The following is a 24,581-nucleotide window of genomic DNA, read 5'->3' as shown; positions in this document are numbered from 1 at the left end:
GATTGGATGTTGTACATTAGATTATTAATTGTATTACTATTCTTATTGACAGGTTGTTCAAATCAAGATGTTAACGGTGTGGAAGGTAAAATAAGTACAATCGATCAAGATAGTAACCAAATTATTATTTATTTAGGTGATTCTCTAACCAAAGAGGAAAAAACATCTATGAACTTTGATGAGCATGAAGAGAAGATTGAAGCATTTGCTGTTAACTTCAATCAGGATACAACGATAAATGGTGAAGTTAGTCAAATTGATGAGTTAACTCAAGGTCAAAAAGTTGAAGTTTCACTTAAAGGAGAATATAAGACAGAATTAGTATCATATGATACATTTACCCATGAACAAGATCAGCTCCCGTCTTATGATGTTGAGCAAATTAAGGTACTACCTTATACTATGGTAGATCTCGAAGATACGATGACAGTAGATAAGGGATATTATGGAATTTATATTTACAATTCTAACATCAACAATGATCCAGTCTACGAATCTATGAATGAACCCCCTTTTGAGTCTAAAATACAATCTGTCAATATAATTATGGAGCCTAGAGAAGGGTACATAAATGAAAGTGAACTCTTAGGTCTTGAACAGAATGAGACAACTTACATCCTAACAGACCATAACGGAATTGTTTTAAAAACAAATTCTGTAGAGGAAGTAGAAAAGTTTTTTGTTGAAGTTGATTAAATGAAAATTTAGGAGGAATAGTTTGTTACAGTGGTATTTGTTACCTTATCAAAAATATGCCGACTTCAGTGGGCGTTCTAGAAGAAAAGAATATTGGATTTTTACATTAGTCAATGCTTTGTTAACGTCTATATTAGAAGCATTCGCAAATGCGACAGATTTATTTACAATCATATATGTATTATTTGTCTTATTTTTAATAATACCAAGCATCGCTGTTGCTGTTAGACGATTGCATGATACAGGAAGAAGTGGTTGGTGGTACTTAATAATTTTGGTGCCAATAATTGGATGGATTATCTTACTAGTTTTCTTATTATTAGATAGTAATGATGAAACAAATGAGTATGGCGCGAATCCTAAATATCAAAACGTTGTATATTAATAAATGAATGAAAAGAAGAGCATCGACTTTGTTCGATGCTCTTCTAATTTAATTAATTGTTAAGGATTGCTCAACCCACTCTATATCTATTGGCCCATTTAAGACCTCATAACGATCAAAGTTTACCCATATGTTATCCTCACTAATCAACACCATAACAACAGCAGGGCCATTTAAGCCCTTGTCGTTATCCCACACTAATTCATGTCCCCCAAGTGCTCGTTCACCTTTGTCATTCTTAACTTTTTGAACATTATATTGTGATAAAAAATTCATCAGATCGTCTATGGTTGACTTGTTCGTAATCGGATCAGTGCCCTCATATGGATTAATCATGATTTGGTCGGGATAGCTGTAATGCGCTAGGACTTCTGAAAAAGGTTTTTCCTTATATTCATTCCAATATTGTACGGCAACGAGTGACAAGCCAACGATTACTATTGAGAAGAATAGGAGGTTTCGTCTCTTAGGTGGTAAGTAGCCTTCCTCTTGACGTTCTAACCACTCATATAAAAACTTACTTATAATAAGGGAAATGACGACAATTAATAACCATGCAAGAAGCCATCCTAAATTAAGGAAAGGGAATACCCAAGAAACAATGGTATGTAATGTAAAAAATAGAGTAAAAAATGTAGTTGTGCTTATAACTTCTTTCATTATTCACCTCAAGGGATAAGTTATTTACCATTCAATATATTATCACAAAATTCAAAATTATATAAGGTAATGATCTTACTTACGGTAATGCATGACCCAGATTAGTTGGTGTCAAACTAACTTCAAACTATGTGAAGAAGTGATTAGGTTGATAAAAAAATTATATTTGAAGTTCAAAGAGAGTGTCTGGGTTATTCCTGTTATGTGTTGTTTACTCGCATTGTTATTTACTGTGGGAATTAAGCTAATTTTAGCATATCTGAACTAAAACCTTTCGATCGAATATTTTTTGAAGAAAAAGAACGAAGACTTCTTCAATTATAGACAATAAATCTAAATTTTCTGAATTGACTGGAATCCTATCTCGTCATTATAATATTATTAAGGGATGTCAAATTGTATAGGTGATGAGAATGGGCATTGTCATGGAAGATATTGTGGACCTTAAGGTAATGGAAGAGGCAAAGGTTATAACTGGAAATCAGCATTTAAAAGATACAACTGTAGAATGGGTATCTGTCATTGAAGTTCCTGTTGAGAATTTTGTGCGTAAGCATGAGTTTGTACTAACGACAGGAATTGGATGTGCTGATGATCCAATATTATTTGAGAAATTTGTTCAAGATGTTATTCAATCAGGGGCTTCAGCCTTAACGATTGCTACTGGTCGTCATATTACTAATGTACCTGAGAGAATCGTTGAAGTGGCAGAGGCATCTGATTTTATTTTAATTGAAATACCTTGGAAGGTTCGTTTTTCAGATGTTATTCAAGATGTGATTGATGCGATCAGTCGTGAGAATGAGTGGGAACGGGAAAAAGCTGAACAGTTAAGACAACAGTTAACAGATTGCGTGTTAAGTGGTGGTTCTTTAAAAGATATTCTAGAACTTTTACATAGAAATATAAAAATCCCTGTTGCCATTAGTGATCAAAGACAGATTGTTAGAGCTAATTATGAGTTTGATACTGATGTGATTGATGTCTTAAATGGTCATGCCGAAGGAGACATTAAGAAACTAGAACAACCGGAAGTACCATTGGAAGAGCACCCTTTATATCATCATCTTGATCAATATTACGTAAATGATAAAACATGTTATGAGCTTAGTATATTTTCTAATGACAAAAAACAAGGTTATCTATTATTTAAACCTAAAAAGCCTGAGGATTTAACTTGGCTAACGATGAACGTATTAGAACATGGTCTAACAGCTTGTGCTTTATACTTCTTAACCGAAAATGCGATCGAAACAACTGAGATTAGATTGAAAGATAATTTTATTTTGGACTTAGCAAAAGAAAAGCAAGAGCTAACAACGAAGATTTTATCTAAAGGTGAATTACTAGGTTATGATTTAACCAAATCATACGCGTGTATCGTTGGTGACTTTCAAACAGTAGATCTTGAAGAACATGAAAATGATCGTTCTATGCAATCGTCGTTACACAGCTTAAATTATTATGTTCAAAAAGAAATTACACACGCTAGTCAACAACTTGGCCGAAAGACGATGTCAACATTTGATGATGGAGAGGTCATTATCTACTTAGAAACCGATGATTTTGCCTATCAAGAGAATGTCAATCATTTTCTTGATATGGTAGAAAGACGTTTGCACGACCAATTGACGAATCTTGACTTTGCGTGGGGTGTTGGTTTTCACCGCGGTGATGGCAATGTGTTTTATGAAAGTTATCATCAAGCAAGAACAGCTCTAGATATTCATACTAGGCAATATGGCTTTGGTGAGAGAACCTTTTTTGAAGAAACGAAAGTAAATCACTTATTATTAATGCTCACACATGATCGTGAAGTGGTGAGACATGTACAAGAAATTTTACAACCTTTAGTGGATTATGATCATAAACGTAAAACCGACTTAATCCAGACATTTATGACATATCAAAAGTACAAAGGTAATGTCAGCCAAACTGCGAGAGCATTAAATCTGCATAGACAGTCCTTGTTATATCGCTTAAGAAATATCGAGAAACTAACAAAACTTTCCTTAGTAGATGCTGATGATTCATTCTTATTAGAGTTTAGCGTAAGGTTATGGATGCTAAATCAATTTAGGGATTAAGAAACAAAGGCGAACTATGGGTGTAAAAACCTAAAGTTCGTCTTTTTTTGTATGCGTAAGTCTATATTTATCCAAATTGTATAAATCCTTATTTAAAAAGTTCATACACTTTGAACATTACATTTATCGCATTGTCTTCGTATAATATAATTAAGAAAACTAAAAATTCTGTCATTTAATGAAGGGAGGATGTTATGGTGTTGGATTTTGATATTGTGGAGTATCAAAGTCGGTTAGAAAAAACGAAGCGGAGCATGGAAGAAAAGGGCGTTGAGGTACTTTTAATCACAGATCCAGCCAATATGAACTATTTATCTGGCTACGACGCTTGGTCATTCTACGTTCATCAAATGCTGATTGTCATTATTGACGAACCACAACCGATTTGGATTGGGCGTTATATGGATGCACCTGGAGCTAAGGCCAAAACTTGGATGTACGATGAAAACATCATGGCTTACCCAGATTATTATGTGCAATCCATGGAATATCACCCAATGGAGTTTATCGCGGAAATTTTAGAACAGATTGGTCAGGGCAATCGAACCATTGGAGTTGAAAAAGAGCAATATTATTTTACGGCAAAGTCTTTTGAAGTGTTAACAGAAAAATTGCCAAATGTCACATTCACTGATGTGACTAGCTTGGTGAACTGGGTAAGAATTATTAAATCACCACAGGAAATCGATTATATTCGGCGTGCAGCGAAAATTGCAGAGCAAGCCATGACAGCTGGGCTAAAGAGTATCCACACTGGTTCACGCGAATGTGATGCTGCAGCGAGTATCTTTTTCGAATTAGTGAGAGGTACTGAAGACTACGGGGGTGATTATCCTTCGATTGTTCCAATGCTTCCAACAGGCGAAAACACATCGACACCACATCTGACCTGGAGCGATCAGTACTTTAAAGAAGATAATTCCGTCATTGTTGAACTTGCGGGTTGCTATAAACGTTATCATTGCCCATTAGCGCGTACAGCTCATGTTGGTCAGCCTTCAGAAAAGTTAGAACGTTTGGCGCAAATAGTGGCTGAAGGTATTGAAGATGTGATGTCCATTGTGAAACCGGGAGTTATGTTAGAGGAATTGGAAGAAGCATGGCGTAAATCAACTAGACGTTATGGAATTGAAAAGGAATCTCGATTAGGCTACTCCATGGGTTTAAATTACCCGCCAGACTGGGGAGAGCATACAGCGAGTATTCGTAAAGGTGATCGAACTGAGTTACAACCAAATATGACCTTTCATTTTATCCCAGGAATTTGGCTCGATCATTATGGTTTAGAAATGAGTGAATCTTTCCGTGTAACCGATAACGGCGTTGAAATGTTTACGAATTATCCAAGAAAATTACTCATTCAAAGTCCATTTCAAATGCCAGACGGAAGCGATGGAATAATTAGTTAGGAGGAGATTGAGATGATGAATGAAAAGAAAATGGGAACAAAAGCACTTTGGGCAGGGGAAAAAGCACAGCTAGTTCATGGTGCTACACAAGTTCCGGTCGTTCATAGTGTTTCGTTTGGTTATGACGACATGGATGAATGGTTAGACGTAGCAACAGGACAAAAAGAAGGACACATCTACGGTCGTAATACAAACCCTACAGTTCAAGCGTTTGAAGATAAAGTGAAAATTTTAGAAGGTGCAGAAGCTGCAACGAGCTTTTCAACAGGAATGGCAGCTATTAGCAATACGTTAGCTACTTTCTTATATCCGGGTGACCGTATTGTATCGATTAAAGATACTTACGGTGGAACGAATAAGATTTTCACAGAGTTCTTGCCTAAACAGCAAATAGAAGTAGAGTTATGTGAAACAGGAAATCATGAAGCGATCGAAGAAGAGGTTGCCAAAGGATGTAAGGTGCTTTATCTAGAAACTCCTACAAATCCTACAGTCAAAATCACAGATATTGAAAGAATGGTTCAAGCAGGCCATGATGTTGGTGCATTAGTGATTATTGATAATACGTTTGCAACCCCAATTAATCAAAATCCTATTGAATTAGGAGTAGACCTAGTGATTCATAGTGCTACCAAATTCCTTGGCGGTCATGCAGACGCTTTAGGTGGAGTTGTTTGTGGACGTGAAGATTTAGTTGAACAAATTTATCATTATCGTGAAATAAATGGTGCAACACTTGATCCGATGGCTGCCTATTTATTGTTACGTGGCATGAAAACGCTTCACTTAAGAATTGAACGTCAAAACGACAATGCGCAGAAAGTGGCTGAGTATTTAAAAACTGTTGATGTAGTTGATGATGTGTTTTATCCAGGGTTAGAAGATCATCCAGGTCATGATATAGCGAAACGTCAGATGCGTGGTTTTGGAGGAATGTTAAGTTTTTCTGTAAAAGGTGGAATGGAGACTGTTCGCCATTTATTGCCTAAACTTCAATATGCTAATCGTGCGGCGAATTTAGGTGCAGTTGAGACGATTGTAGGCCCGGCAAGAACAACGAGTCACGTTGAATGTACTCCAGAGGAACGAGCGGCCATGGGAATTCCTGAAGGGTTGATTCGATACTCAGCAGGTGTTGAAGATTTAGATGATCTCATAGCAGACTTAGAGCAAGCTTTTGCTGCACTGCCTGAAAACGTCTTAGCTAAGTAAAGGAGGGTTTTGATGAAAGTAGCATTTGTAGGTTTTGGAGGTGTTGGTCAGGCACTTGCAGAAATCCTTCACGAAAAGAAAGAGATTCTTATAAAACAATATGGTTTAGACACGAAAGTAGTAGCTGTTTCTGACTTAATGAAAGGTGCTGTCTATGATCCTGACGGTTTAGACATCCCAAGTTTATTAAATGTCGTGCGTAATGAGGGGCGAGTAGATGCCTATCCCAACGCAAAAGAATATGGATTCAGTAGTCTTGAAACTATTGAAAAAACCAATGCCGACTTAATCGTTGAAGTAACATTTACGGATGTGCAGACTGGCCAACCTGCAATCGATCATTGTGAAGCTGCGTTTAAAAATGGTAAAAGCGTTGTCACAACGAATAAAGGCCCAGTGGCACTTAAACTGGATGAACTTCAATCTTTGGCGGATTCCCATAACTGCTTCTTTGGCTTTGAAGGTACAGTCATGAGTGGAACACCGGCCTTAAGGTTACCGAAAACAACATTAATGGGTAATGACATTTACGAAGTGGTTGGCATTTTAAATGGGACGACGAATTATATTTTAACTGAAATGGAGCTGGGGTTATCGTTTGATCAGGCGTTGGAGCAAGCTCAAGAATTTGGGTATGCGGAAGCCAATCCAACAAGTGATATTGAAGGGTATGATGTTCGATATAAAACCGCGATTCTATCCCATTATGTTATGGGTGAAAAGATTAGTGCACTAGATATTCCGTGTGAGGGCATTGCGAACCTCAATGGAGACATGATTCAGAGTGCGTTAGAAGAAGATAAAAGTTGGAAATTACTTGCAAGAATTAGAAAGACGGATGATGGTATTGATGCTCGTGTGGCGCCAGAGAAAATTGACGCAAATCATCCACTCGCAGGTGTGAAAGGTGCAACAAATGCCATTCTATATGAGTGCGATTTATCAGGCCCCATTATGTTAACGGGTGCTGGAGCAGGACTTAAGGAGACGGGTTTCTCCTTATTAATTGATATGATTCACGCTCACCAGGTGTATCAAAAAAATTCGAGTATAGTGAGGTGATGTTATGAAACAGCTTCATGTTAGAGCTGAAAAAATGTTGTTGGCAGGAAAATGGGTCGATGCGGCTCAAACTTTTGGTGTGTATGATCCTCAAGATAACAGATTAGTTGCGCATGTTCCACTATCAACAAAAGAAGATATGAAGAAGGCTATTGAGGAAGCAGAAGCAGCTTTTAAACGTCATCAAAATTGGCCAACTCATGACAGGATCAAAGTATTAAAAGCAGCGGTAGAATACATGAATGAAAATAAAGAATTATATGCTCAGACGATTGCAACTGAAGGCAGTAAAACAATTACTGAGGCGCGTGGCGAAGTTAAGAGAGCTATGCAAACATTAGAAATTAGTGCCGAAGAAGCGAGACGACTTAAAGGCGAAACGATTAATTTCGATCAAAATGAAGGAAGTGAAAATCGTTTTGGGTATTATTATCGTTTTCCAGTAGGTGTTGTAGGTGCAATTACACCGTTTAATGATCCACTTAACTTGGTTGCTCATAAAGTAGGGCCTGCGATTGCAGCTGGTAATGCCATCGTGGTTAAGCCAGCTTCAGTCACGCCATTAAGTGCTCTATTGCTAGCTGACGCATTTGAAGCGGCGGGATTACCTAAAGGCATGTTAAGTGTAATTACTGGATCAGGGAAAGATCTTGGTGAGACACTAGTTAAACATCCAGCTGTTAAAATGGTGTCGTTCACAGGAGGATTAGATGCAGGGCGTAAGGTTGCTGAACAATCAGGAATTAAACATGTTGGTATGGAATTAGGCTCTAATTCTCCTACTATTGTGCTTAGTGATTGTGATTTAGATGATGCAGTGGCATCTTGTGTATCAGGATCGTTTGGAGCAGTAGGTCAAAATTGTATAGGCGTGCAACGCATTTATGTTGAACGTGATGTATATGATGAATTTGTTCAAAAATTAGCTTTTCAAACTAAATCGCTAAAGGTTGGTGATAAGTTAAGAGATGATACCGATGTGGGCCCGCTAATTACAGAAAAAGAAGCTATGCGAGTTGAAGAGTGGGTAAATGAAGCGATTGCAAAAGGTGGTAGAGTAGTAGCTGGTGGTAAACGTGAAGGTGCATTTTATATGCCAACTGTATTAGCTGATGTGCCAGAGGATGCTAAAATTGTTAAAGAAGAAATTTTTGGTCCCGTTGTTAATGTGTTCCCTGTGGACTCATTAGAAGAAGCAGTTGAGAAATCAAATGATGTTGACTATGGTCTTCAGGCTGGAATTTTTACGAAAAATTTAGATTGCGCTTTTTATGTCATTCAACACCTTAATTGTGGCGGCGTGATGGTTAATGATACAAGTGATTATCGAATTGACGAAATGCCGTTTGGTGGCGTTAAGAATTCTGGACTTGGTCGAGAAGGTGTTCGATTTTCAATTGAGAATATGACAGAGCCAAAAGTTGTTTCTATAAAATTATAAACTGAAACAAAAGAACCTGACATCTAGTCGGGTTCTCTTTTTTTGAAAAAAGTTATAAACTATGTGAATAATAAAATATGACTAATAAAAGAACAAGGAGAATACGAATGAAAAACGTATATCAAGTAGGCATTATAGGTTTAGGTGTAGTAGGAGAACGTATATTAAAACAATTAATTGAGCATCCTCGATTCAAAGTGTCAGGTTACTGTGAACCTAACAAGGACCGCTTAGAACAAATTCAAAAGAAATATGGTGAAGTACAATCTTATCCTTCTCATAGTGATCTGTTAAAAAACGATGAAATTGACCTTGTTTATTTAGCAGTTCCACCGAAATTTCATCATGAAATTGCTCTTAATATTATTTCTCACGGTAAGCACATCTTATGTGAATAACCATTAGCCAATAGTACTGAAGAAGCTCGTGAAATGTATGAAGCAGCTAATAGGAAAAACGTAGTGAATGCGATGAATTTCCCTTTGCCATATCATCAAGAATTTTTAAAAATGAAGAAGTTAATAAATGACAATGTTTTGGGAGAAATCAAACGAGTTGAGTTTCACATGTATTTCCCTGAATGGCCAAGAGCCTGGCAACAAAATAATTGGATTGCCACGCGTGAACAGGGTGGCTTTATAAGAGAAATTGGGCCTCATTATTTACATTTAACATCAAGATTAATTGGTATACCTAATCTGGTACAGTCATTTGTAGATTATCCACTTGACACTACAAAGTGCGAAACAGGATTCATGGCTAAGCTTACTATTGGAGGAATTCCAGTTCTATTCAATGGATTAAGTGGGATTGGCCAGAAGGAACATTTATCCTTTAAACTATTTGGTTCAAAAGCAGTTTTAGAATTGAGAAATTGGAGAGATTTATTCATTCGGACTAAGGAAAAGGATACAGAAAAAGTGAACACACTTGAGGAAAATAAAATCACGTTATTAGATGAGCTCGTAAAAGGATTAGAAGGGAAAGACGCTGAGTTAATCACTTTTGAAGAAGGTTATCAAGTTCAAAAAGTACTTGAGGATTTGTTAAATAACTGATTTACCAATGCTCCCTATTATTGGGAGCATATTTTTTTGCTTCCGTTTCAAACTAATGTTTATGACAATCAAAAAGGAGCATTCCTGTAATAAAGAAATTTGACTCAAAATCGAAGATTTCGTGATTATACAAAAAAAGACCTCCTTGGTAGTATAGAGAGTGTCTGCAAGGACCTCGAAAATACCGAAGGAGGACTCAAATTGGATTTTACACAAAATCAACGATTAAAGCAAATTACAGAAAACACATTGATTATCGGAGTAGACATCGCAAAACAAAAGCATGTTGCGCGTGCTATTGATGATCGTGGGCTTGATCTCGCTAAACGACTCATGTTCCACAACTCATTTGAAGGTTTCACCAATCTACTTGATTGGATTGAATCTCTATCTAATAAACTCAATCGAACTCATGTCATCATTGGCATGGAACCAACGGGCCACTACTGGTTAAACCTTGCTTACTATTTAAAAGATCGAGGCCTGCAGACAGTCGTGGTGAATCCGATGAAGGTTAAACGTTCGAAAGAACTGGATGATGATTCTCCAACTAAAAACGACACGAAGGACGCTAAAGTGATTGCACAAGTTGTCCGCGATGGTCGGTTTCATGAACCGACACTACCTGAAGATGTGTACGCTGAACCTCGCGAAGGCATGAAGCTTTATGACATCATTCAAGAGGATTTATCATCGATTAAAGCTCAAATGCATAACTTGCTTGACCGCTATTTCCCGGAGTTCCAGCAAGTGTTCAAAAGCTGGACTGGAAAAGCTGCGATTCAACTACTAAAACAGGGCTATTTCCCCCGTGACATTATTCAGTCAACTGAGGAAGAGCTTTTAAACGAAATAAACAAAGCAGCGAAAAGAGCCGTAGGCCTAAAGCGGGTTCAAGAGCTTAAACAAGCCGCTGAACAATCTGTTGGCTTACAGGTTGGATTGAACATGACTAAAGGAGCATATTCGGCATCCACGCATGGTTAGGTTGAACGAAGGAATTTTTGCGCATCGACGCTGTGAGATATGGGAGGGTGTACCACCATGTTTGATGTGGAGATCCAAAGGTGCGATTATATTAATTTATCCTAAAAAAAGGAAAAAATCCTTTGAAGCTTATTTAGGTATAATAATTGATTCCAAATTCAACCTAATTTTTCATTAATTGATGGCCACCAATTAATGAAACTTCAATAGTTCATTAGGAAATCAAAGAAGAACGAAGATATTTTAAGAAATTATTAATTTAATGAGGGAGGTAAGTAATAATGAAACGTCACATAAAATGGCTATTCGTCTTAATATTATTTGGTGGGATCCTGACAGGTTGTAATACAGAAGAAGGAATGAATCCAGATACAACAAATAATGATTTGCAGAATGTCGGGTTTGGACCTGGGCAAAACAATCAAGGTGATCAAAATGCACAAAATGATACACCAAACCGAGATCGTAATGACTTTCCTTTCTTCGATGGGAATAATGATGGAAATGTAAATTTCCCTTACGAATCAGACCGTGGATTCAATATTAATCATCGTTTTAACGAAACAGAAGATGATAACAGAGGTCAAACAACAGAGGATCGTCAAGGTCAAGGGCAACAAGCTCAGCAAGGGCAACAAGCTCAAGATGGTGAAGCTCAAGCTAATCAACCAAGTGATGTCCGACAAATGGTTCAACAAGTAGTTAATTTAACTAATGCTGAACGTGAAAAACAAGGTCTAGACCCTCTTGAGATTTACCAAGAAGTCAATGAGGCAGCTCAAGCGAAATCAGTAGACATGGCTGATAATGGTTATTTTAGTCATACGTCTCCTACGTATGGCTCACCATTTGATATGTTAGATCAATTTGGAATTGATTATACAGCAGCAAGTGAGAACATTGCGGCAGGTCAACATTCAGCAGAAGAAGTCGTAAGACAATGGATGAATAGCGAAGGACACCGTAAAAATATTTTAAATGATTCATTTACGCATATTGGTATTGGTTATGAACCAAGTGGAAACATGTCACCATATTGGACTCAATTATTTATTTCGAAGTAAACAAAACGGAGGCCCTTTCTTTCAATTGGCCTCCGTTTTCATTCTAAAAATTTATGTTTAAATTCACGTCTTGGTAACATGCATTCATCTTTTTTACCAAACCACTTATAACGGTTACGAGCAATCCAATTATAAATAGGGTCTCTTAAGAACTTTGGTATGATGATGAAGATAAATAAGATTTTCCATATTCCACCTAATCCTTTTAAGACATATAATGCAGCTGAGGATTTGGTGTAAGCCTTGTTTTTATAGACATATACAAACGTATCTAAACCTTGGTTTAATTGATAATTTTCTAAAACCTGAATTCCCGCATCACTTTGTAGCGAAGCGAATTGAAAGTGATCGCGTTTGTCACGTTTTAATACGAATTGAACTATTCCATTACATAAATTGCATACTCCATCAAATAGTATAGTTCCTCGCTCTTTTACCATAAGGGTTCTTCCTCCTTGGTTGGCTTAACAGCTAAAGGTAAAGAGAAGATTAAAGCAATGACCACAACGAGAAAGATGATGTACATAATTTGAAAAGGAATATTAAATAACTCTTTTAACATAACTAAAGTCGGGAAGATAAATAAGATTAATGTTGCCTTCTTTTTCATACTTGCTGAGTTATAGGATGTATTTTGGCAATTTGTACAAAGAATTCCTACACGAGGCTTCCAGGCAAATGGAAGTAGTTGTTTATAAGTAAAAGGTTCCTGACAATGAGGACAGGTTGGCATTGTAACACTCCTCTCTACTAATATGGTATCATAAAATTAAATGAAAATTTAGACGCATAGGTCAAAAGAGGTGTTTGTATGGCAGACACAGAAATTCTTGTGATAGAAGATGAAGAAAAAATTGCTCGAGTGCTTGAATTGGAATTAACTTATGAAGGCTATGGGGTTAGTAAAGCACATTCGGGTTATGATGCTTTGGAGTTATATCGCTCCCAACAATGGGACTTAATTATTTTAGATATTATGTTGCCAGAGATGAGTGGAATTGAGTTATTAAGACGAATTAGGAAAAATGACCAACACACTCCAATTTTATTATTAACAGCCAAAGACTCTACTGAGGATAAAGTGACAGGGTTGGATCTTGGTGCAAATGATTATATAACTAAACCATTTGAAATAGAAGAGTTGCTAGCTCGAATTCGAGCGGCATTAAGGCAGATTAAAAATAATGAAGGGCAAGAAGATGATGGTTGGTTAAGCTTTGAAGATTTAAAACTAAATCAAAGTACAAGAGAAGTTTATCGAGGAGAGCGTTTTATCGAACTAACGCCGAGGGAGTTCGATTTACTTGTTTATTTTCTAAATCATAAGAGACAAGTCTTAACTCGTGACCAAATAATGGATGCTGTTTGGGGATTTGATTATGTAGGAGATACGAATGTGGTAGATGTTTATGTTCGTTATTTAAGGAAAAAAATCGACTCCAAGGATGACGATGAAATCATTCATACAGTACGCGGAGTTGGCTACGTATTGAAGGATCCTTATGAAACTAAAAAATAAAATATTTTTTTATTCAACATTCTTATTTGTCATTTTAATCGTACTATTGTCAGTCACAATCTACTACACCTTTATCCAAATCACGTATGATCGTGAATTAGAACGTGTTGAATCAAATGCCCAAAGTATCCATTCAGGCTTGCGCAATGAGACGGATCAGTTTTCTGCTATTGACTTAATGAGTTTTTATGTCCCAAATGATGGTATGTTAAGAGTTGTAAATCAAGATGGTCAGTTGATGACTACAGCTGTTATTTCAGGAGATGTGCCTACTTCTCTGAGGAATTTCCAAATTGATTTCGAGCGTGGTAGGCAATCATTTATTGTGAGTCACTCAGATATTTCTTATGGATATGTTCAGTTTCCAACTATTTGGATGGATGGAGAAGTTGTCTACTTACAAGTGTTTGAGAGTCTAAAATCAGTCGATGATAATTTAAACACCCTTAAACTTGTATTAATTTTAGTTACAGTAATTGCGTTAATTCCAGTGTTTATTTCGGGGAAGCTATTGTCTGATTTGATCATTCAACCTATTCAGTCACTGATTAAAACAATGAATGATATTAAACGCAGTCAAACTTTTAAACATATACCATTAAATAAACAGTCTAATGATGAATTATTTACAATGGGTCAAACGTTTAATGAATTAATGGATCTACTTAAAGAAAACTACGAAAAACAAGAAGCATTTGTCTCAAATGCATCTCATGAACTAAGAACACCTTTAACGGTTATTGAGAGTTATGCGAATTTAGTCAAACGCAGAGGGATGGAGCGTCCAGAGGTTATAAAAGAATCAATTGAGGCAATTCATACTGAAGCTGTTCGTATGAAAGAGTTAACTGAACAACTCTTATTACTGGCTAGGCGTGATAAAGATTGGAAGATAGACGCATCAGAGGTTCAGGTAGATGAAGTTTTATTAAATGTGGCGAAGAATATGGAACGTGCTTATCAGCGTCCTGTACATGTGAAGCTAGAAAAACCTGTTCTTATTACGACTGATGAACAGAAATTAAAGCAATTAATATATATATTTGTTGATAATGCATGTAAATATAGTGATGATCCTGTTCAAATATCATTGAAGGAAGGGCCGGTTGTTACTATAGCGGATCAAGGGATTGGTATTCCTGAAGAGTCAATGGAAAAAGTATTCGATCGGTTTTATCGTGTAGATGAAGCTAGAAATCGTGACAATGGAGGAACGGGGTTAGGACTGGCTTTAGCAAAGGAATTAGCTGAATCACTAAATATTTCCATTAGTTTAGATAGTAAGAAACATCAAGGGACAACAGTGATTTTAAGGATAAATTCATTGAGTTCTCATTAAATTTTAATGTCAGATGTATATGATTAGTATATATAATGATTTTAAGGGTGAAATAAAATGAAACAACGAATCATCTGGATGTTGGGAGGAGCGATACTAACCGTTGTGGTATTTGTGTTGGCACAACAGTTCATTTTCGGAACAACATCGGCAGAACAAATATCACAAGAAGAAGCAGAGCAAATCGTCTTAAATGCTTATTCAGGTGATATTCAAGAAGTTGAGGAAGACTCCAGTCACTATTCAGTCAGAGTCAGCTTACCTTCAGGCTCATATACAGTTTTTGTTAATAAACAAAGTGGTGAATTAGAAGATTTGAGGTTTGATTCATCAAATGAATCTGAGAGCGGACCTAATTTAGAAAAGGAAGAGGACGAACCAGAGAGTCGAGCTGAAGATGAAGAAGATAATCAGGAAGAGTTTGAGCAAGAACAAGAGCCAGAAGAAGATAAATTGTTAACGAAGGACGATATTCTAGGTAAGCTCGAAGATGATTATTCAGGTAATGTGGTATCTGTAAATTTTTCTGATGGAGAAGAGCCTTATTACGGCGTTGAAATTGAAGAAGATAATGAGGTTGTCTTTATAGTTATGGATGCTGAAACAGGTGAAATAATTGACGAACAAACTGAATTAAAAACACAAACACCAATTTCAGAAGATAAGGCCGTTAATCTTGCTCTAAATAAATTCAATGGTGAAATCGACGATATTGACTATAAAGAAATTAATGGTACCTTATATTATTTAATAGAAGTTGAAACAGATGATCAAGATGTGATTGTAAGAATAAATGCCTTAAATGGAGAAGCAGTTATTATATGGGATGAAAATACTGACGAAGATGATGACGATGGTGACAATTAACAAATATTGATAAGCTACTGCTACTATGTTTGAAAACATAGTGGCTTTTTTTATGGTAAGAAAATTCTTGATTAAAAATATTTGAAGAGCAAAACATATTTTAGCTTTTTTTCAATTCAAGCAGGTTTTTTAATAAATTCTAATCGTTTTCTAATTTTATCTTCTAAGTTTTCTCATGTTGACAAGATATATTGGAAATAGAAAAACTTTAGGAGGTATTTTCTATGAGGCGTAAAGTGATCGCAGGAGCATTAGCAAGCACAATTGCAGTTGGTGGAACAGTAGGTGCTGTTACGTATAGTGATTCTCTTTCAAAATCTTCAGATCAAGAATTGGATGTGAATGGCGAAATGGAGTCCCAAGCTACCTTAAATGCGAATAAGTTAATTGGCGTTGAAGAATTAGAGGATATTGTACTTAACAAAGTGAACGGCACGATTGAAGAGGTTGAACTTGAGAGTAAAGGTAAGGATCAGGCTTATTTCGAAGTTGAGGTTAAAGACGGTGAAAAGGAGTATGAACTTATCATTGATGCTTATACAGGTAAAATTTTGAAATTAGAAGAAGATGCTGATCGTAAATCTGACAAAACAGTCAGTAATGAAAAACAGGTTAAGGTAGATGTAAACAAAGAAGAGAATCAAAAACAGTCAGATGCTAAAGAACCTATTGGTAAGGAAAAAGCAATAATATTAGCATTAGAAGCTGTTTCAGGTAAAGTATCTGAAATCGAATTGGAAGAAGATGATGGCTATTATGTATATGAAGTTGAAGTAAAGGGTCAACAAGAAGCAGGTGTAACAATTGATGCATATACAGGAGCAATTCTTGAAGTTGATTATGAAGACTAATATAACACGCACATGCGTGATGATATATAAATGGAGTGGCCATTAATATAGCCGCTCCTCTATATTTATTTGAATACCCCCATAGGAAAGTAGAACCCATTTCGTAAATAACGAAATGGGTTCTTTCTGTAATCTATTTATTTAAATAATTTCTTTAATGCTTTTCCTGTTGCCTTACCAGCAGCACGTCTACCGATACGTTTTCCGACGCGCCCCTTTCTTACTGCATCAACATCGTTCCAAATTCTTAAGAATTTATAAATGCTAGATTTTAAGCTCATGAACTGGGCCTCCTTTAGTAAGAGGGTGTTTGATTTATTATATCATAATAGGTGTATGAATATAAAGGTTTGTAATATTTTGCTACAATATAATAAAAGGGAATGTAGGTGATTAAGATGGTGGAATTGGTTGGGCATTGCGATCGCTGTAACAAACCTGTTTATTGTGAAAATGGTTTTTTAAATGGAAGTCATATTCAAGGAAAGTTGTATTGTAACTCTTGTGATTTAAAAAATAATGAAAAGAGGGATTAGATGGGACTGTATGATTTTAAAGTAGAGAAGAGTGATGGTGAATTAGAATCTTTAAAAGAACATCAAGGAGACGTCCTGTTGATTGTGAATACAGCAAGTAAGTGCGGGTTCACTCCACAATTTGAAGGTCTACAAAAATTATATGAATCTTATAATGGTAAAGGTTTCAAAGTGTTAGGTTTTCCATCAGATCAGTTCATGAATCAAGAGTTCGATAATCAAGAAGAAATATTAAACTATTGTCAAACCAATTATGGTGTAACATTCCCAGTTTACAAAAAGGTAAATGTTAAAGGAGAAGACAAAGTACCACTATTTAAGTTCTTAACAGAAGAGAAGAAAGGCATGTTAGGTGGAGAAATCAAATGGAACTTCACTAAGTTTCTAATAGATCGGGATGGAAATGTAGTTGAGCGTTATTCACCACAAACCAAGCCAGAGAAGATCGAAGAAGACATTAAGAAGCTATTATAATAAGAAAAGCGGTAAGCTACTACAAAAGTAGCTTACCGTTTTTTAATTTATATGTTGTATAAGATTGGCGAAACAAACTCTTACTTTGGCGAAACACTACTACAAATGAATAATGGAGGAAACTAATCCTCCAGTTATTATAGGTCTTTTCGAATATCTTTATCTTTGAAGATCAGTGCAGAGTCGTTGAAGCTTAATGTAATATGACCACCACTTATGTCTAGTTCATCCTTAATTTCATTGATGATTTGATTTAATTTCTTTTCATCTTGTTCTTCTTCACCACGATCAAGTGTGACCCTAATAACTGGCTTCAAGTCAAACTCTTTAACAGATGGAATATCTTGATGGTTAAGATTTAATTGTTGTCCAGCATCTTTTGGATAAGTTAGCCATAATTCATCGATTTGTTCCTCACCATAAGCCTCATTTAACTTTGTGCGTAAAATATTTTCTAATTCGTACTCAAACGTTTCAGCGACATAGCTGTCAGTTAACTCGTTAGTCTCATTGTGTTCAAATACTAAAAAGCGAAAGCGGTCATCAGTCTCTGATTCAACGATGGCAGCATAACTAAATGTATCATAAACATCTACATTGTCATAAAATGTGTCTACTACTTCATAATCATTCGAAAAGTGCTCATTTACATAATCTTGTGCTCTTTCTTCTATGTCGTTAACGCGATCTTCATCAGGTGTTAACCCAAGATAGCTTAAATATACAATGACAGAACCTAAAACGACCATACCTATAATACTAGCGATTAATACTTTTTGCTTATTCGTCAATATTGTTCACCTCAAATAATCCGTTAAAAATCAAACTCTACCCTTTACCATTTTAAACGAGATTCAGAGGATAAGGAAATAAAAAAGGAAACGTTCATAAATTGTTAAAATGTCAAAATTTTTGTAAAATTATATAATAGAGTTGGGTTTGAATAGAGGGGGAGAACAGATTATGGAAACAGTAAGACAAGAACAGATTGAAGAAAGTGTACATAAAAGAAAAAGAAAACCTTGGGTAAAATGGCTGCTCATCTTTTTAGCCGCAGTGATAGTGGTAGTGATTACATTACTCATTTATGTAAACGCTTACGTCAATCGTTCAATACCAGAAATAGAAGGTGAACGAGTTTTGGCTGGATTGCAAGCGGATGTCACGGTCATAAGAGATGATGCCGGAGTGCCACATATTTCAGCTGAAACCAATGAAGATTTATTTTATGCTCAAGGATACGTAACAGCACAAGATCGATTGTTTCAAATGGAAATGTCAAGAAGACAAGCTTCTGGACGGCTTAGTGAAGTCGCAGGAGAAGCAGCTTTAACTCAAGATAAGTACTTTAGAACACTAGGGTTAAGAAGAGCTGCTGAAGCTTCTCTTGAGTTTTATAATGATGAAGCAATTGCTGCATTAGAAGCTTATGCTGAAGGTGTCAATGCTTATATTAATGAAGTTCATGACGAAAATAAATGGCCAGTAGAGTTCAAATTAATGGGCCTCGATTCAATGGAAGACTGGTCAATTGTTGATTCCTTAACGATTGGAAAATATATGGCATATGACTTAGGTGGGAATTGGGAGAGGCAAGCTTTCAACTACTATTTATTAAACCATTTTGGTGAAGATGAAGCCTTTGAGTTATTCCCATCGTACCCTGAGGGTGCTATGATGAATATTTCTGATGAGGAGTATGTCGACTTAACAAAAAGTTTAGTTCATGCTCCAAAGACGCATGAGTTTAATGGTAGTAATAATTGGGTCGTAAGTGGAGAGAAAACAGAGTCTGGTAAACCTCTACTTGCTAATGATCCACACTTAGGGCTTGCTACACCTTCTATTTGGTATCAAGTTCGTCTCGAATCAACTGACTATAATGTATCTGGTGTCATTTTTGCTGGGGTACCTGGGATTATTCTTGGTCATAATGAACAAATTGCTTGGGGTGTGACGAACGTAAATCCAGACGTACAACAATTGTTTATTGAAAAACGCCACGAAAATAATCCTTACCAGTTTTTATATGATGATGAGTGGGTGGACGCAGAAGTTATACAAGAAACAATCCATGTTAAAGATGGTGAAAGTGTTGATTTTGAAATAGTTGAGACGATTCATGGACCAATAATATCTGAATTTACAAATGAAATTGATACGGATAAACCGGATACAGCTTTTTCTGTTGATTGGACTGCTTTAGATCCGACAACTGAACTTTCAGCTATTTTAAGAATTAATCGAGCGTCTAACTGGGAAGAGTTTGAAGAAGCTTTAGAATATTTTCACGCACCAGCCCAAAACTTTGTGTTTGCCAGTCAGGATGGCACGATTGCTTATAAAGCAAATGGAAAAATACCAAAATATCAACACTCTGACGATGCATTACTACCTTTGCCAGGTTGGGATTCTTCCAATGATTTGAACGAATATATTCCTTTTGATGAATTGCCTACTTTAATTAATCCTGAAAAAGGCTTTGTGGCTACTGCTAACAATAAAGTTATAACAGATGAATATCCATATCATATTAGTCATGTGTGGGCACAACCTTATCGATACACTCGAATTCATGACGTATTGGACGAGGCAAATCAACTATCCACTGAAGATATGATGGATTTACAAATGGATCAAATGAATTTACAGGCTGAATGGTTAGTGCCAATTATCGCAGAAGTTTTGGAAGGACAAGAGTTATCCGATGATGAGGAAGTCGCACTTAATCTTTTAAATGAATGGGACTATATCGATCATGTAGATTCTCCTCAACCATTAATCTTTCATGAGTTTTTTGATGAAATGGAAGAACAGCTATTCCCAGAATATATTCCTGAAGAAATTTATCGTATGTTTAAAGGTAGAGGTCAAACGGTCGATCAATTAGTTCGTTCTGCTTATAATGAAGAAGGTTCGATATGGTTTGATAAAAATGGTGGGTTAGAAGCAGTATTTAAAAATGCCTTTGAGGAGTCGGTTAGAGAACTTAAAAACCTTTATGGATCAGACATAGAAGGATGGGCTTGGGGTGATTACCATCAAGTTTATTTTGAACACCCACTGTCTAACATCTTTTTCCTAGATAAGTTCTTCAATTCGAAAGAACCAGTGTCTGTAGGAGGTAGTCAGGTAACAGTTATGGCGGCATCATTTAAAGATGATGGAACAGTTAATCATGGGGCTTCATGGAGGTTCGCTATCGATCTTGAAGAAATTGAAAAATCGTATCAAATTGTAGGACCTGGTCAAGCCGGACATTACCGAAGTGAATGGTATGATAATCAAGTTCTTGATTGGGTTAATGGGGATTACCATCTCACGAACATGGAAGAATCTAATGGGAAAAAATTAATATTAAAAGCGGAATAACTTTTGTAGCTTTGGGGTAAATAATCATTACCTCAAAGCTTTTTTCTTCTTCGTAATAAAAACAACTAATTTGCCACAAAGTAATAAATATAGATTTCAAAGGAGAGAACGTTATGAATCGAAAATTAATTGATTGGCCAACGTTTATTGCATCATTTGTCCTTTTGTTATGCGTTGTTATACCTCTTGTTATATATCCTGAAGCTGGCGAAGCCTTTGTTAATAAACTTAATGAATTTGTTTCAGGTAATTTTGGTTTTTTATATTTATTAATGGGTTTAGGCATTTTCTTTTTTTTAGTATTTGTAGCATTTAGTCAAAACGGTCACGTAAAGCTTGGAGAAAAAGATGAGAAGCCAGAGTTTGGAACTTTTTCATGGGCAGGAATGTTATTTAGTGCCGGGATTGGTTCGAGTATTTTATATTGGGCGACTATTGAATGGGCCTATTATTATCAGGGGCCACCATTTGGTCTAGATCCAACTGAGCAACAGATTGAAACGATTCAATGGGCTTCCACTTATGGAATTTTCCACTGGGGACCGATTGCTTGGGCAATTTATACATTACCCGCTATACCAATGGCTTATTTCTTTTATGTTAGAAAAACACCTGTTATTAAAATTAGTGAGACATTAAGACCGTTACTAGGTAATACATCTGATTCATTTATTGGTCGTTTTATTGATGTACTGTTCATATTTGGTTTACTTGGTGGTGCAGGAACAACATTAGCTTTAGGTACACCGTTAATTACAGCGGGTGTATCTGATATTACCGGACTTGAAGATACGATGTTGTTAAGAACAATTATATTATTAGGTGTTACTCTAATATTTGGAATTAGCTCATATCTTGGTTTGAAAGAAGGCATTAAAAAGCTAAGCGATTTTAACTTAACCCTTGCTGTGTTCTTACTTATTTTTGTGTTTATTACAGGTCCAACATTATTTATTTCTGAGGCGACGACGAACAGTATTGGTCTAATACTAGATAATTTCTTCCACATGAGCACATGGACAGAGCCTCTAGCAAATGTGGGTGACTTTAATGAAACTGGATTTCCAGAGGCATGGACTGTTTTTTACTGGGCGTGGTGGTTGGTTTATGCACCATTTGTTGGATTATTTATCGCAAGAATTTCAAGAGGTCGTACAATTAGACAAGTAATTGTCGGAACAATTGTATATGGGTCACTTGGATGTTTATTGTTCTTTGGAGTTATGGGTAACTTCGGTTTGTATTTACAATTAACAGGATCTTATGATGTGATATCAGTATTAAATGATCAAGGTGCACCGGTTGCGATTATATCGATTATTAACCAATTACCATTAGCTAAGTTTATGGTTATTGTATTTGTCATTTTATCCGTCGTCTTCCTAGCAACAACTTTTGATTCAAGCTCTTATATTTTAGCTTCTGTTACGCAAAAAGAGGTTGAGGATGGGGAACCAGAGAGATGGAACCGTTTATTCTGGGCCTTTACTTTATGTATACTTCCTTTAACATTAATGTTCTTAGGAGGACTTAGTACGTTACAAACAGCAAGTATTATAGGTGGATTCCCGCTTATTTTTATCATGTTTATGTTAGCGTGGTCCTTTATGAGAGCATCTACTGGAGACTTGAAAGCTGATGATAAGTTTAGACCTAAAACGGTCGTTTTAGATTATAAACGAATTAGGGAACGTATACGATTAAGAAGAAAGAAGCAAAGAGAGAAAGAGAACAATAATCAGAATGAAGAATAATGCCTGTATATAAAACATATTGAAGAATCAAAAGATAAAAGCCGAATTTTAGGTAAATCAATACCTAGAATTCGGCCTTAATAATATTACAGTTTAGCTTTAACTCAATTATATCTTAATTATGAAGAACGTTCTGTAAGTTTCTGTAACGCATCGTTAGAGTTCTCAATCTCTTTATGAAGTAGATGATTATGTTCTGCCTGTTCTTGAATCGATGCACTGATTTCTTCAATTGAAGCGGAAGATTGTTCGATTGAATAAGTAAATTGATCAATGGTCTCTTCAATTGCTTGGGTGTTTTCATTAGCGAGCTGTGCTTTATTGACGAATTGATCTAATTGTTCTAGTAAATTTTGTGAAGATGTTTGGAACTGTTCAAAAATAGAGTGATTTTGATTTACTGTTTGAACGTTTACTTCCAATTTATCTGTCATTGTATTAAGTTTATGTTCAGTTTCTTGGTTCGTTTCTTTCATGCTCAGTAAATTTGTCGAAATGGTCTTAGCTGTTTGTTCTGTGTGTTCAGCGAGCTTACGTATTTCATCTGCTACTACCGCAAAACCCTTTCCATGTTCGCCAGCCCTTGCAGCTTCGATAGACGCATTTAAAGCTAGTAAACTAGTCTGATCAGTAATGTCTTGAATATCTTTTAAAGACTTTACTGATGAATCAACTTTACCGCTTAATTCATTAAACGTACTAATCATTGAAGTTAAGCTGATTTTTAATTCCTCAATTTGGTTTGTCAGTTTATTAGAACTTTCAAGACCATTTGTGGCATGTTGTTCATTATCAACGGTTGACTGATGTAATGTTTTTAATTCCTCAGTCATTTCGTTAATAATCTTATATGTATCCTTAACTAACTGATGAATGGTTCTTATAGAGTTTGAATGCGTTTCAGTACCACTAGCAACTTCTTGGATCGCATGGTTCATTTCATCTAATGATTGTCTATGGTCACGAGACCTTTTAGAAATTTGGGACATACTTTCCTGAATACGTTGAGCTTGATTTTCAATTCTATTTTTTTGCTCAACTTCTTGCATGTAATTTTCCTTATTTTTCTCATGAAGCTCTTCTAATTTATTATTCATTTGTTCCGCAACTAATTGTTGACAGTATAAAACAATTCCACCAAATACGAGAATAAGGACTGAAATACCATAATCAAAGTTAAATTCCTGCCCGTATTTCATAATAAATGAAACTAGTAAGATTAAACTTAAGCTAAAGCCATAAATAAGAATGCTCTTCGTTAAATAAAGGGCAGTACTGATTAATAAAAAGTAAATTAATGCGACGTTTTGACCAGAAGTGGAAACGGTTAGGATTATTGCTCCTATAATCGTACCTAGCCCTAGTATGCTTATATATGGATAAGCACGCATTCCTTTATTAAGCTTTAACAATCCTCCAAGTAATAATATTAATACAAATGATCCGACTCCAATGATTGCGATGACGATTGGCTGCTGACCTATAATAGTGTTGACGATCAAACTAAGAGTCGTAATGATTAATAAGAATGAAAGCATTAATTTGTTCTTTTTTACTAGTGATTCATGTGCAAGATCTACCTGTCCCATATATATCCCCCTAAATTTTCAAAAAATTCACTAAGTCTATTTTAACATAAATTTGTCTAAATTTAGCAAAAGCGAACCATTTTTTAAAGAGCGTAAGTGTAAAATAGTTCTCGAGGTTAAATTACCAAAAATTAACTAGTAAAAAAAGAGAAGGCACTCTATCATATATGTATGCTTCGACGGCAAATACATATAGAAAGAGGCCTTCTCATGAAACAA

At 35.8% G+C, this 24,581-nt stretch carries 23 protein-coding genes and 1 pseudogene; 18 read left to right on the top strand and 6 right to left on the bottom strand.

The genetic code is table 11. From position 1 onward, the window contains the following. Positions 1-9 precede the first annotated feature (9 nt). Positions 10-696, top strand: a complete 687-nt coding sequence (locus ACTWQB_RS05645) for a hypothetical protein (RefSeq protein ID WP_443138212.1) — start codon at positions 10-12, stop codon at positions 694-696. 22 nt (positions 697-718) lie between these two features. Further along, positions 719-1,081 carry a DUF805 domain-containing protein gene (locus ACTWQB_RS05640; protein ID WP_443138211.1) on the top strand — a complete coding sequence of 121 codons (363 nt, stop codon included), beginning with the start codon at positions 719-721 and terminating at the stop codon, positions 1,079-1,081. Between the two features lie 48 nt (positions 1,082-1,129). Here ACTWQB_RS05640 and ACTWQB_RS05635 read toward each other — a convergent pair whose 3' ends face one another. Then, the gene (locus ACTWQB_RS05635; protein WP_443138210.1) at positions 1,130-1,741 is read right to left on the bottom strand and encodes a hypothetical protein; all 612 of its coding nucleotides are present in this window, start codon (positions 1,739-1,741) and stop codon (positions 1,130-1,132) included. A gap of 413 nt (positions 1,742-2,154) precedes the next feature. Between ACTWQB_RS05635 and ACTWQB_RS05630 the strand changes: the two genes are divergently transcribed. The 9 genes and pseudogenes from ACTWQB_RS05630 to ACTWQB_RS05590 all read left to right on the top strand — a co-directional run bounded on the left by ACTWQB_RS05630 (position 2,155) and on the right by ACTWQB_RS05590 (position 12,061). Further along, positions 2,155-3,828 (top strand): PucR family transcriptional regulator, encoded by a 1,674-nt coding sequence (locus tag ACTWQB_RS05630; protein ID WP_443138209.1) that lies wholly within the window; start codon positions 2,155-2,157, stop codon positions 3,826-3,828. A 194-nt stretch (positions 3,829-4,022) separates the two neighbouring features. Then, the gene (locus ACTWQB_RS05625; RefSeq protein ID WP_443138208.1) at positions 4,023-5,237 is read left to right on the top strand and encodes a M24 family metallopeptidase; all 1,215 of its coding nucleotides are present in this window, start codon (positions 4,023-4,025) and stop codon (positions 5,235-5,237) included. A 15-nt stretch (positions 5,238-5,252) separates the two neighbouring features. Beyond that, positions 5,253-6,449 carry a cystathionine gamma-synthase family protein gene (locus ACTWQB_RS05620; RefSeq protein ID WP_443138326.1) on the top strand — a complete coding sequence of 399 codons (1,197 nt, stop codon included), beginning with the start codon at positions 5,253-5,255 and terminating at the stop codon, positions 6,447-6,449. Between the two features lie 12 nt (positions 6,450-6,461). After that, positions 6,462-7,511, top strand: a complete 1,050-nt coding sequence (locus ACTWQB_RS05615) for a homoserine dehydrogenase (protein WP_443138207.1) — start codon at positions 6,462-6,464, stop codon at positions 7,509-7,511. Between the two features lie 4 nt (positions 7,512-7,515). Further along, positions 7,516-8,952, top strand: a complete 1,437-nt coding sequence (locus tag ACTWQB_RS05610; RefSeq protein ID WP_443138206.1) for an aldehyde dehydrogenase family protein — start codon at positions 7,516-7,518, stop codon at positions 8,950-8,952. A gap of 107 nt (positions 8,953-9,059) precedes the next feature. Beyond that, on the top strand, positions 9,060-9,350 hold the full coding sequence (locus ACTWQB_RS05605) for a Gfo/Idh/MocA family protein (RefSeq protein WP_443138205.1): 291 nt from the start codon (positions 9,060-9,062) through the stop codon (positions 9,348-9,350). A gap of 33 nt (positions 9,351-9,383) precedes the next feature. Continuing rightward, positions 9,384-10,010, top strand: coding sequence for a Gfo/Idh/MocA family protein (locus tag ACTWQB_RS05600; RefSeq protein WP_443138204.1), 627 nt, complete (start codon positions 9,384-9,386; stop codon positions 10,008-10,010). Positions 10,011-10,211: 201 nt separating this feature from the next. Further along, positions 10,212-10,967, top strand: a pseudogene (locus tag ACTWQB_RS05595) (IS110 family transposase); the annotation flags it as partial. Between the two features lie 311 nt (positions 10,968-11,278). Then, positions 11,279-12,061 (top strand): CAP domain-containing protein, encoded by a 783-nt coding sequence (locus ACTWQB_RS05590; RefSeq protein WP_443138203.1) that lies wholly within the window; start codon positions 11,279-11,281, stop codon positions 12,059-12,061. A gap of 38 nt (positions 12,062-12,099) precedes the next feature. Here ACTWQB_RS05590 and ACTWQB_RS05585 read toward each other — a convergent pair whose 3' ends face one another. Next, the gene (locus ACTWQB_RS05585) at positions 12,100-12,501 is read right to left on the bottom strand and encodes a thiol-disulfide oxidoreductase DCC family protein (RefSeq protein ID WP_443138202.1); all 402 of its coding nucleotides are present in this window, start codon (positions 12,499-12,501) and stop codon (positions 12,100-12,102) included. Continuing rightward, positions 12,495-12,794, bottom strand: coding sequence for a TIGR04104 family putative zinc finger protein (locus tag ACTWQB_RS05580; protein ID WP_443138201.1), 300 nt, complete (start codon positions 12,792-12,794; stop codon positions 12,495-12,497). Before ACTWQB_RS05580 ends, ACTWQB_RS05585 begins: the two co-directional genes overlap by 7 nt. Before the next feature lie 78 nt (positions 12,795-12,872). Here ACTWQB_RS05580 and ACTWQB_RS05575 point away from each other — a divergent pair, with 78 nt between their 5' ends. The 4 genes from ACTWQB_RS05575 to ACTWQB_RS05560 all read left to right on the top strand — a co-directional run bounded on the left by ACTWQB_RS05575 (position 12,873) and on the right by ACTWQB_RS05560 (position 16,637). Next, positions 12,873-13,580, top strand: a complete 708-nt coding sequence (locus ACTWQB_RS05575) for a response regulator transcription factor (protein WP_443138200.1) — start codon at positions 12,873-12,875, stop codon at positions 13,578-13,580. Next, positions 13,564-14,919, top strand: coding sequence for an ATP-binding protein (locus tag ACTWQB_RS05570; protein WP_443138199.1), 1,356 nt, complete (start codon positions 13,564-13,566; stop codon positions 14,917-14,919). Before ACTWQB_RS05575 ends, ACTWQB_RS05570 begins: the two co-directional genes overlap by 17 nt. 57 nt (positions 14,920-14,976) lie before the next feature. After that, positions 14,977-15,786 carry a PepSY domain-containing protein gene (locus ACTWQB_RS05565; protein WP_443138198.1) on the top strand — a complete coding sequence of 270 codons (810 nt, stop codon included), beginning with the start codon at positions 14,977-14,979 and terminating at the stop codon, positions 15,784-15,786. Positions 15,787-16,010: 224 nt separating this feature from the next. Next, positions 16,011-16,637 carry a PepSY domain-containing protein gene (locus ACTWQB_RS05560; RefSeq protein ID WP_443138197.1) on the top strand — a complete coding sequence of 209 codons (627 nt, stop codon included), beginning with the start codon at positions 16,011-16,013 and terminating at the stop codon, positions 16,635-16,637. 137 nt (positions 16,638-16,774) lie between these two features. On the opposite strand, the gene ACTWQB_RS05555 is transcribed toward ACTWQB_RS05560, so the two are convergent. After that, positions 16,775-16,918, bottom strand: coding sequence for a hypothetical protein (locus tag ACTWQB_RS05555; RefSeq protein ID WP_443138196.1), 144 nt, complete (start codon positions 16,916-16,918; stop codon positions 16,775-16,777). A 255-nt stretch (positions 16,919-17,173) separates the two neighbouring features. On the opposite strand from ACTWQB_RS05555, the gene ACTWQB_RS05550 reads away from it, so the two are divergent. Next, the gene (locus ACTWQB_RS05550) at positions 17,174-17,647 is read left to right on the top strand and encodes a glutathione peroxidase (protein WP_443138195.1); all 474 of its coding nucleotides are present in this window, start codon (positions 17,174-17,176) and stop codon (positions 17,645-17,647) included. 137 nt (positions 17,648-17,784) lie between these two features. On the opposite strand, the gene ACTWQB_RS05545 is transcribed toward ACTWQB_RS05550, so the two are convergent. After that, positions 17,785-18,438, bottom strand: coding sequence for a hypothetical protein (locus tag ACTWQB_RS05545; protein WP_443138194.1), 654 nt, complete (start codon positions 18,436-18,438; stop codon positions 17,785-17,787). 172 nt (positions 18,439-18,610) lie between these two features. Between ACTWQB_RS05545 and ACTWQB_RS05540 the strand changes: the two genes are divergently transcribed. Then, a complete protein-coding gene (locus ACTWQB_RS05540) occupies positions 18,611-21,019 on the top strand; it encodes a penicillin acylase family protein (RefSeq protein WP_443138193.1) in 2,409 nt (802 codons plus the stop codon). A gap of 113 nt (positions 21,020-21,132) precedes the next feature. Beyond that, the gene (locus tag ACTWQB_RS05535) at positions 21,133-22,773 is read left to right on the top strand and encodes a BCCT family transporter (RefSeq protein WP_443138192.1); all 1,641 of its coding nucleotides are present in this window, start codon (positions 21,133-21,135) and stop codon (positions 22,771-22,773) included. Between the two features lie 119 nt (positions 22,774-22,892). On the opposite strand, the gene ACTWQB_RS05530 is transcribed toward ACTWQB_RS05535, so the two are convergent. Further along, the gene (locus ACTWQB_RS05530; RefSeq protein ID WP_443138191.1) at positions 22,893-24,362 is read right to left on the bottom strand and encodes a methyl-accepting chemotaxis protein; all 1,470 of its coding nucleotides are present in this window, start codon (positions 24,360-24,362) and stop codon (positions 22,893-22,895) included. Between the last annotated feature and the right edge of the window lie 219 nt (positions 24,363-24,581).

This window comes from Piscibacillus sp. B03, assembly GCF_052246295.1.
GTDB lineage: Bacteria > Bacillota > Bacilli > Bacillales > Alkalibacillaceae > Piscibacillus.
The sequence above is the reverse complement of the archived record's forward strand: the minus strand, read 5'-3'. Positions and strand labels throughout refer to the sequence as shown.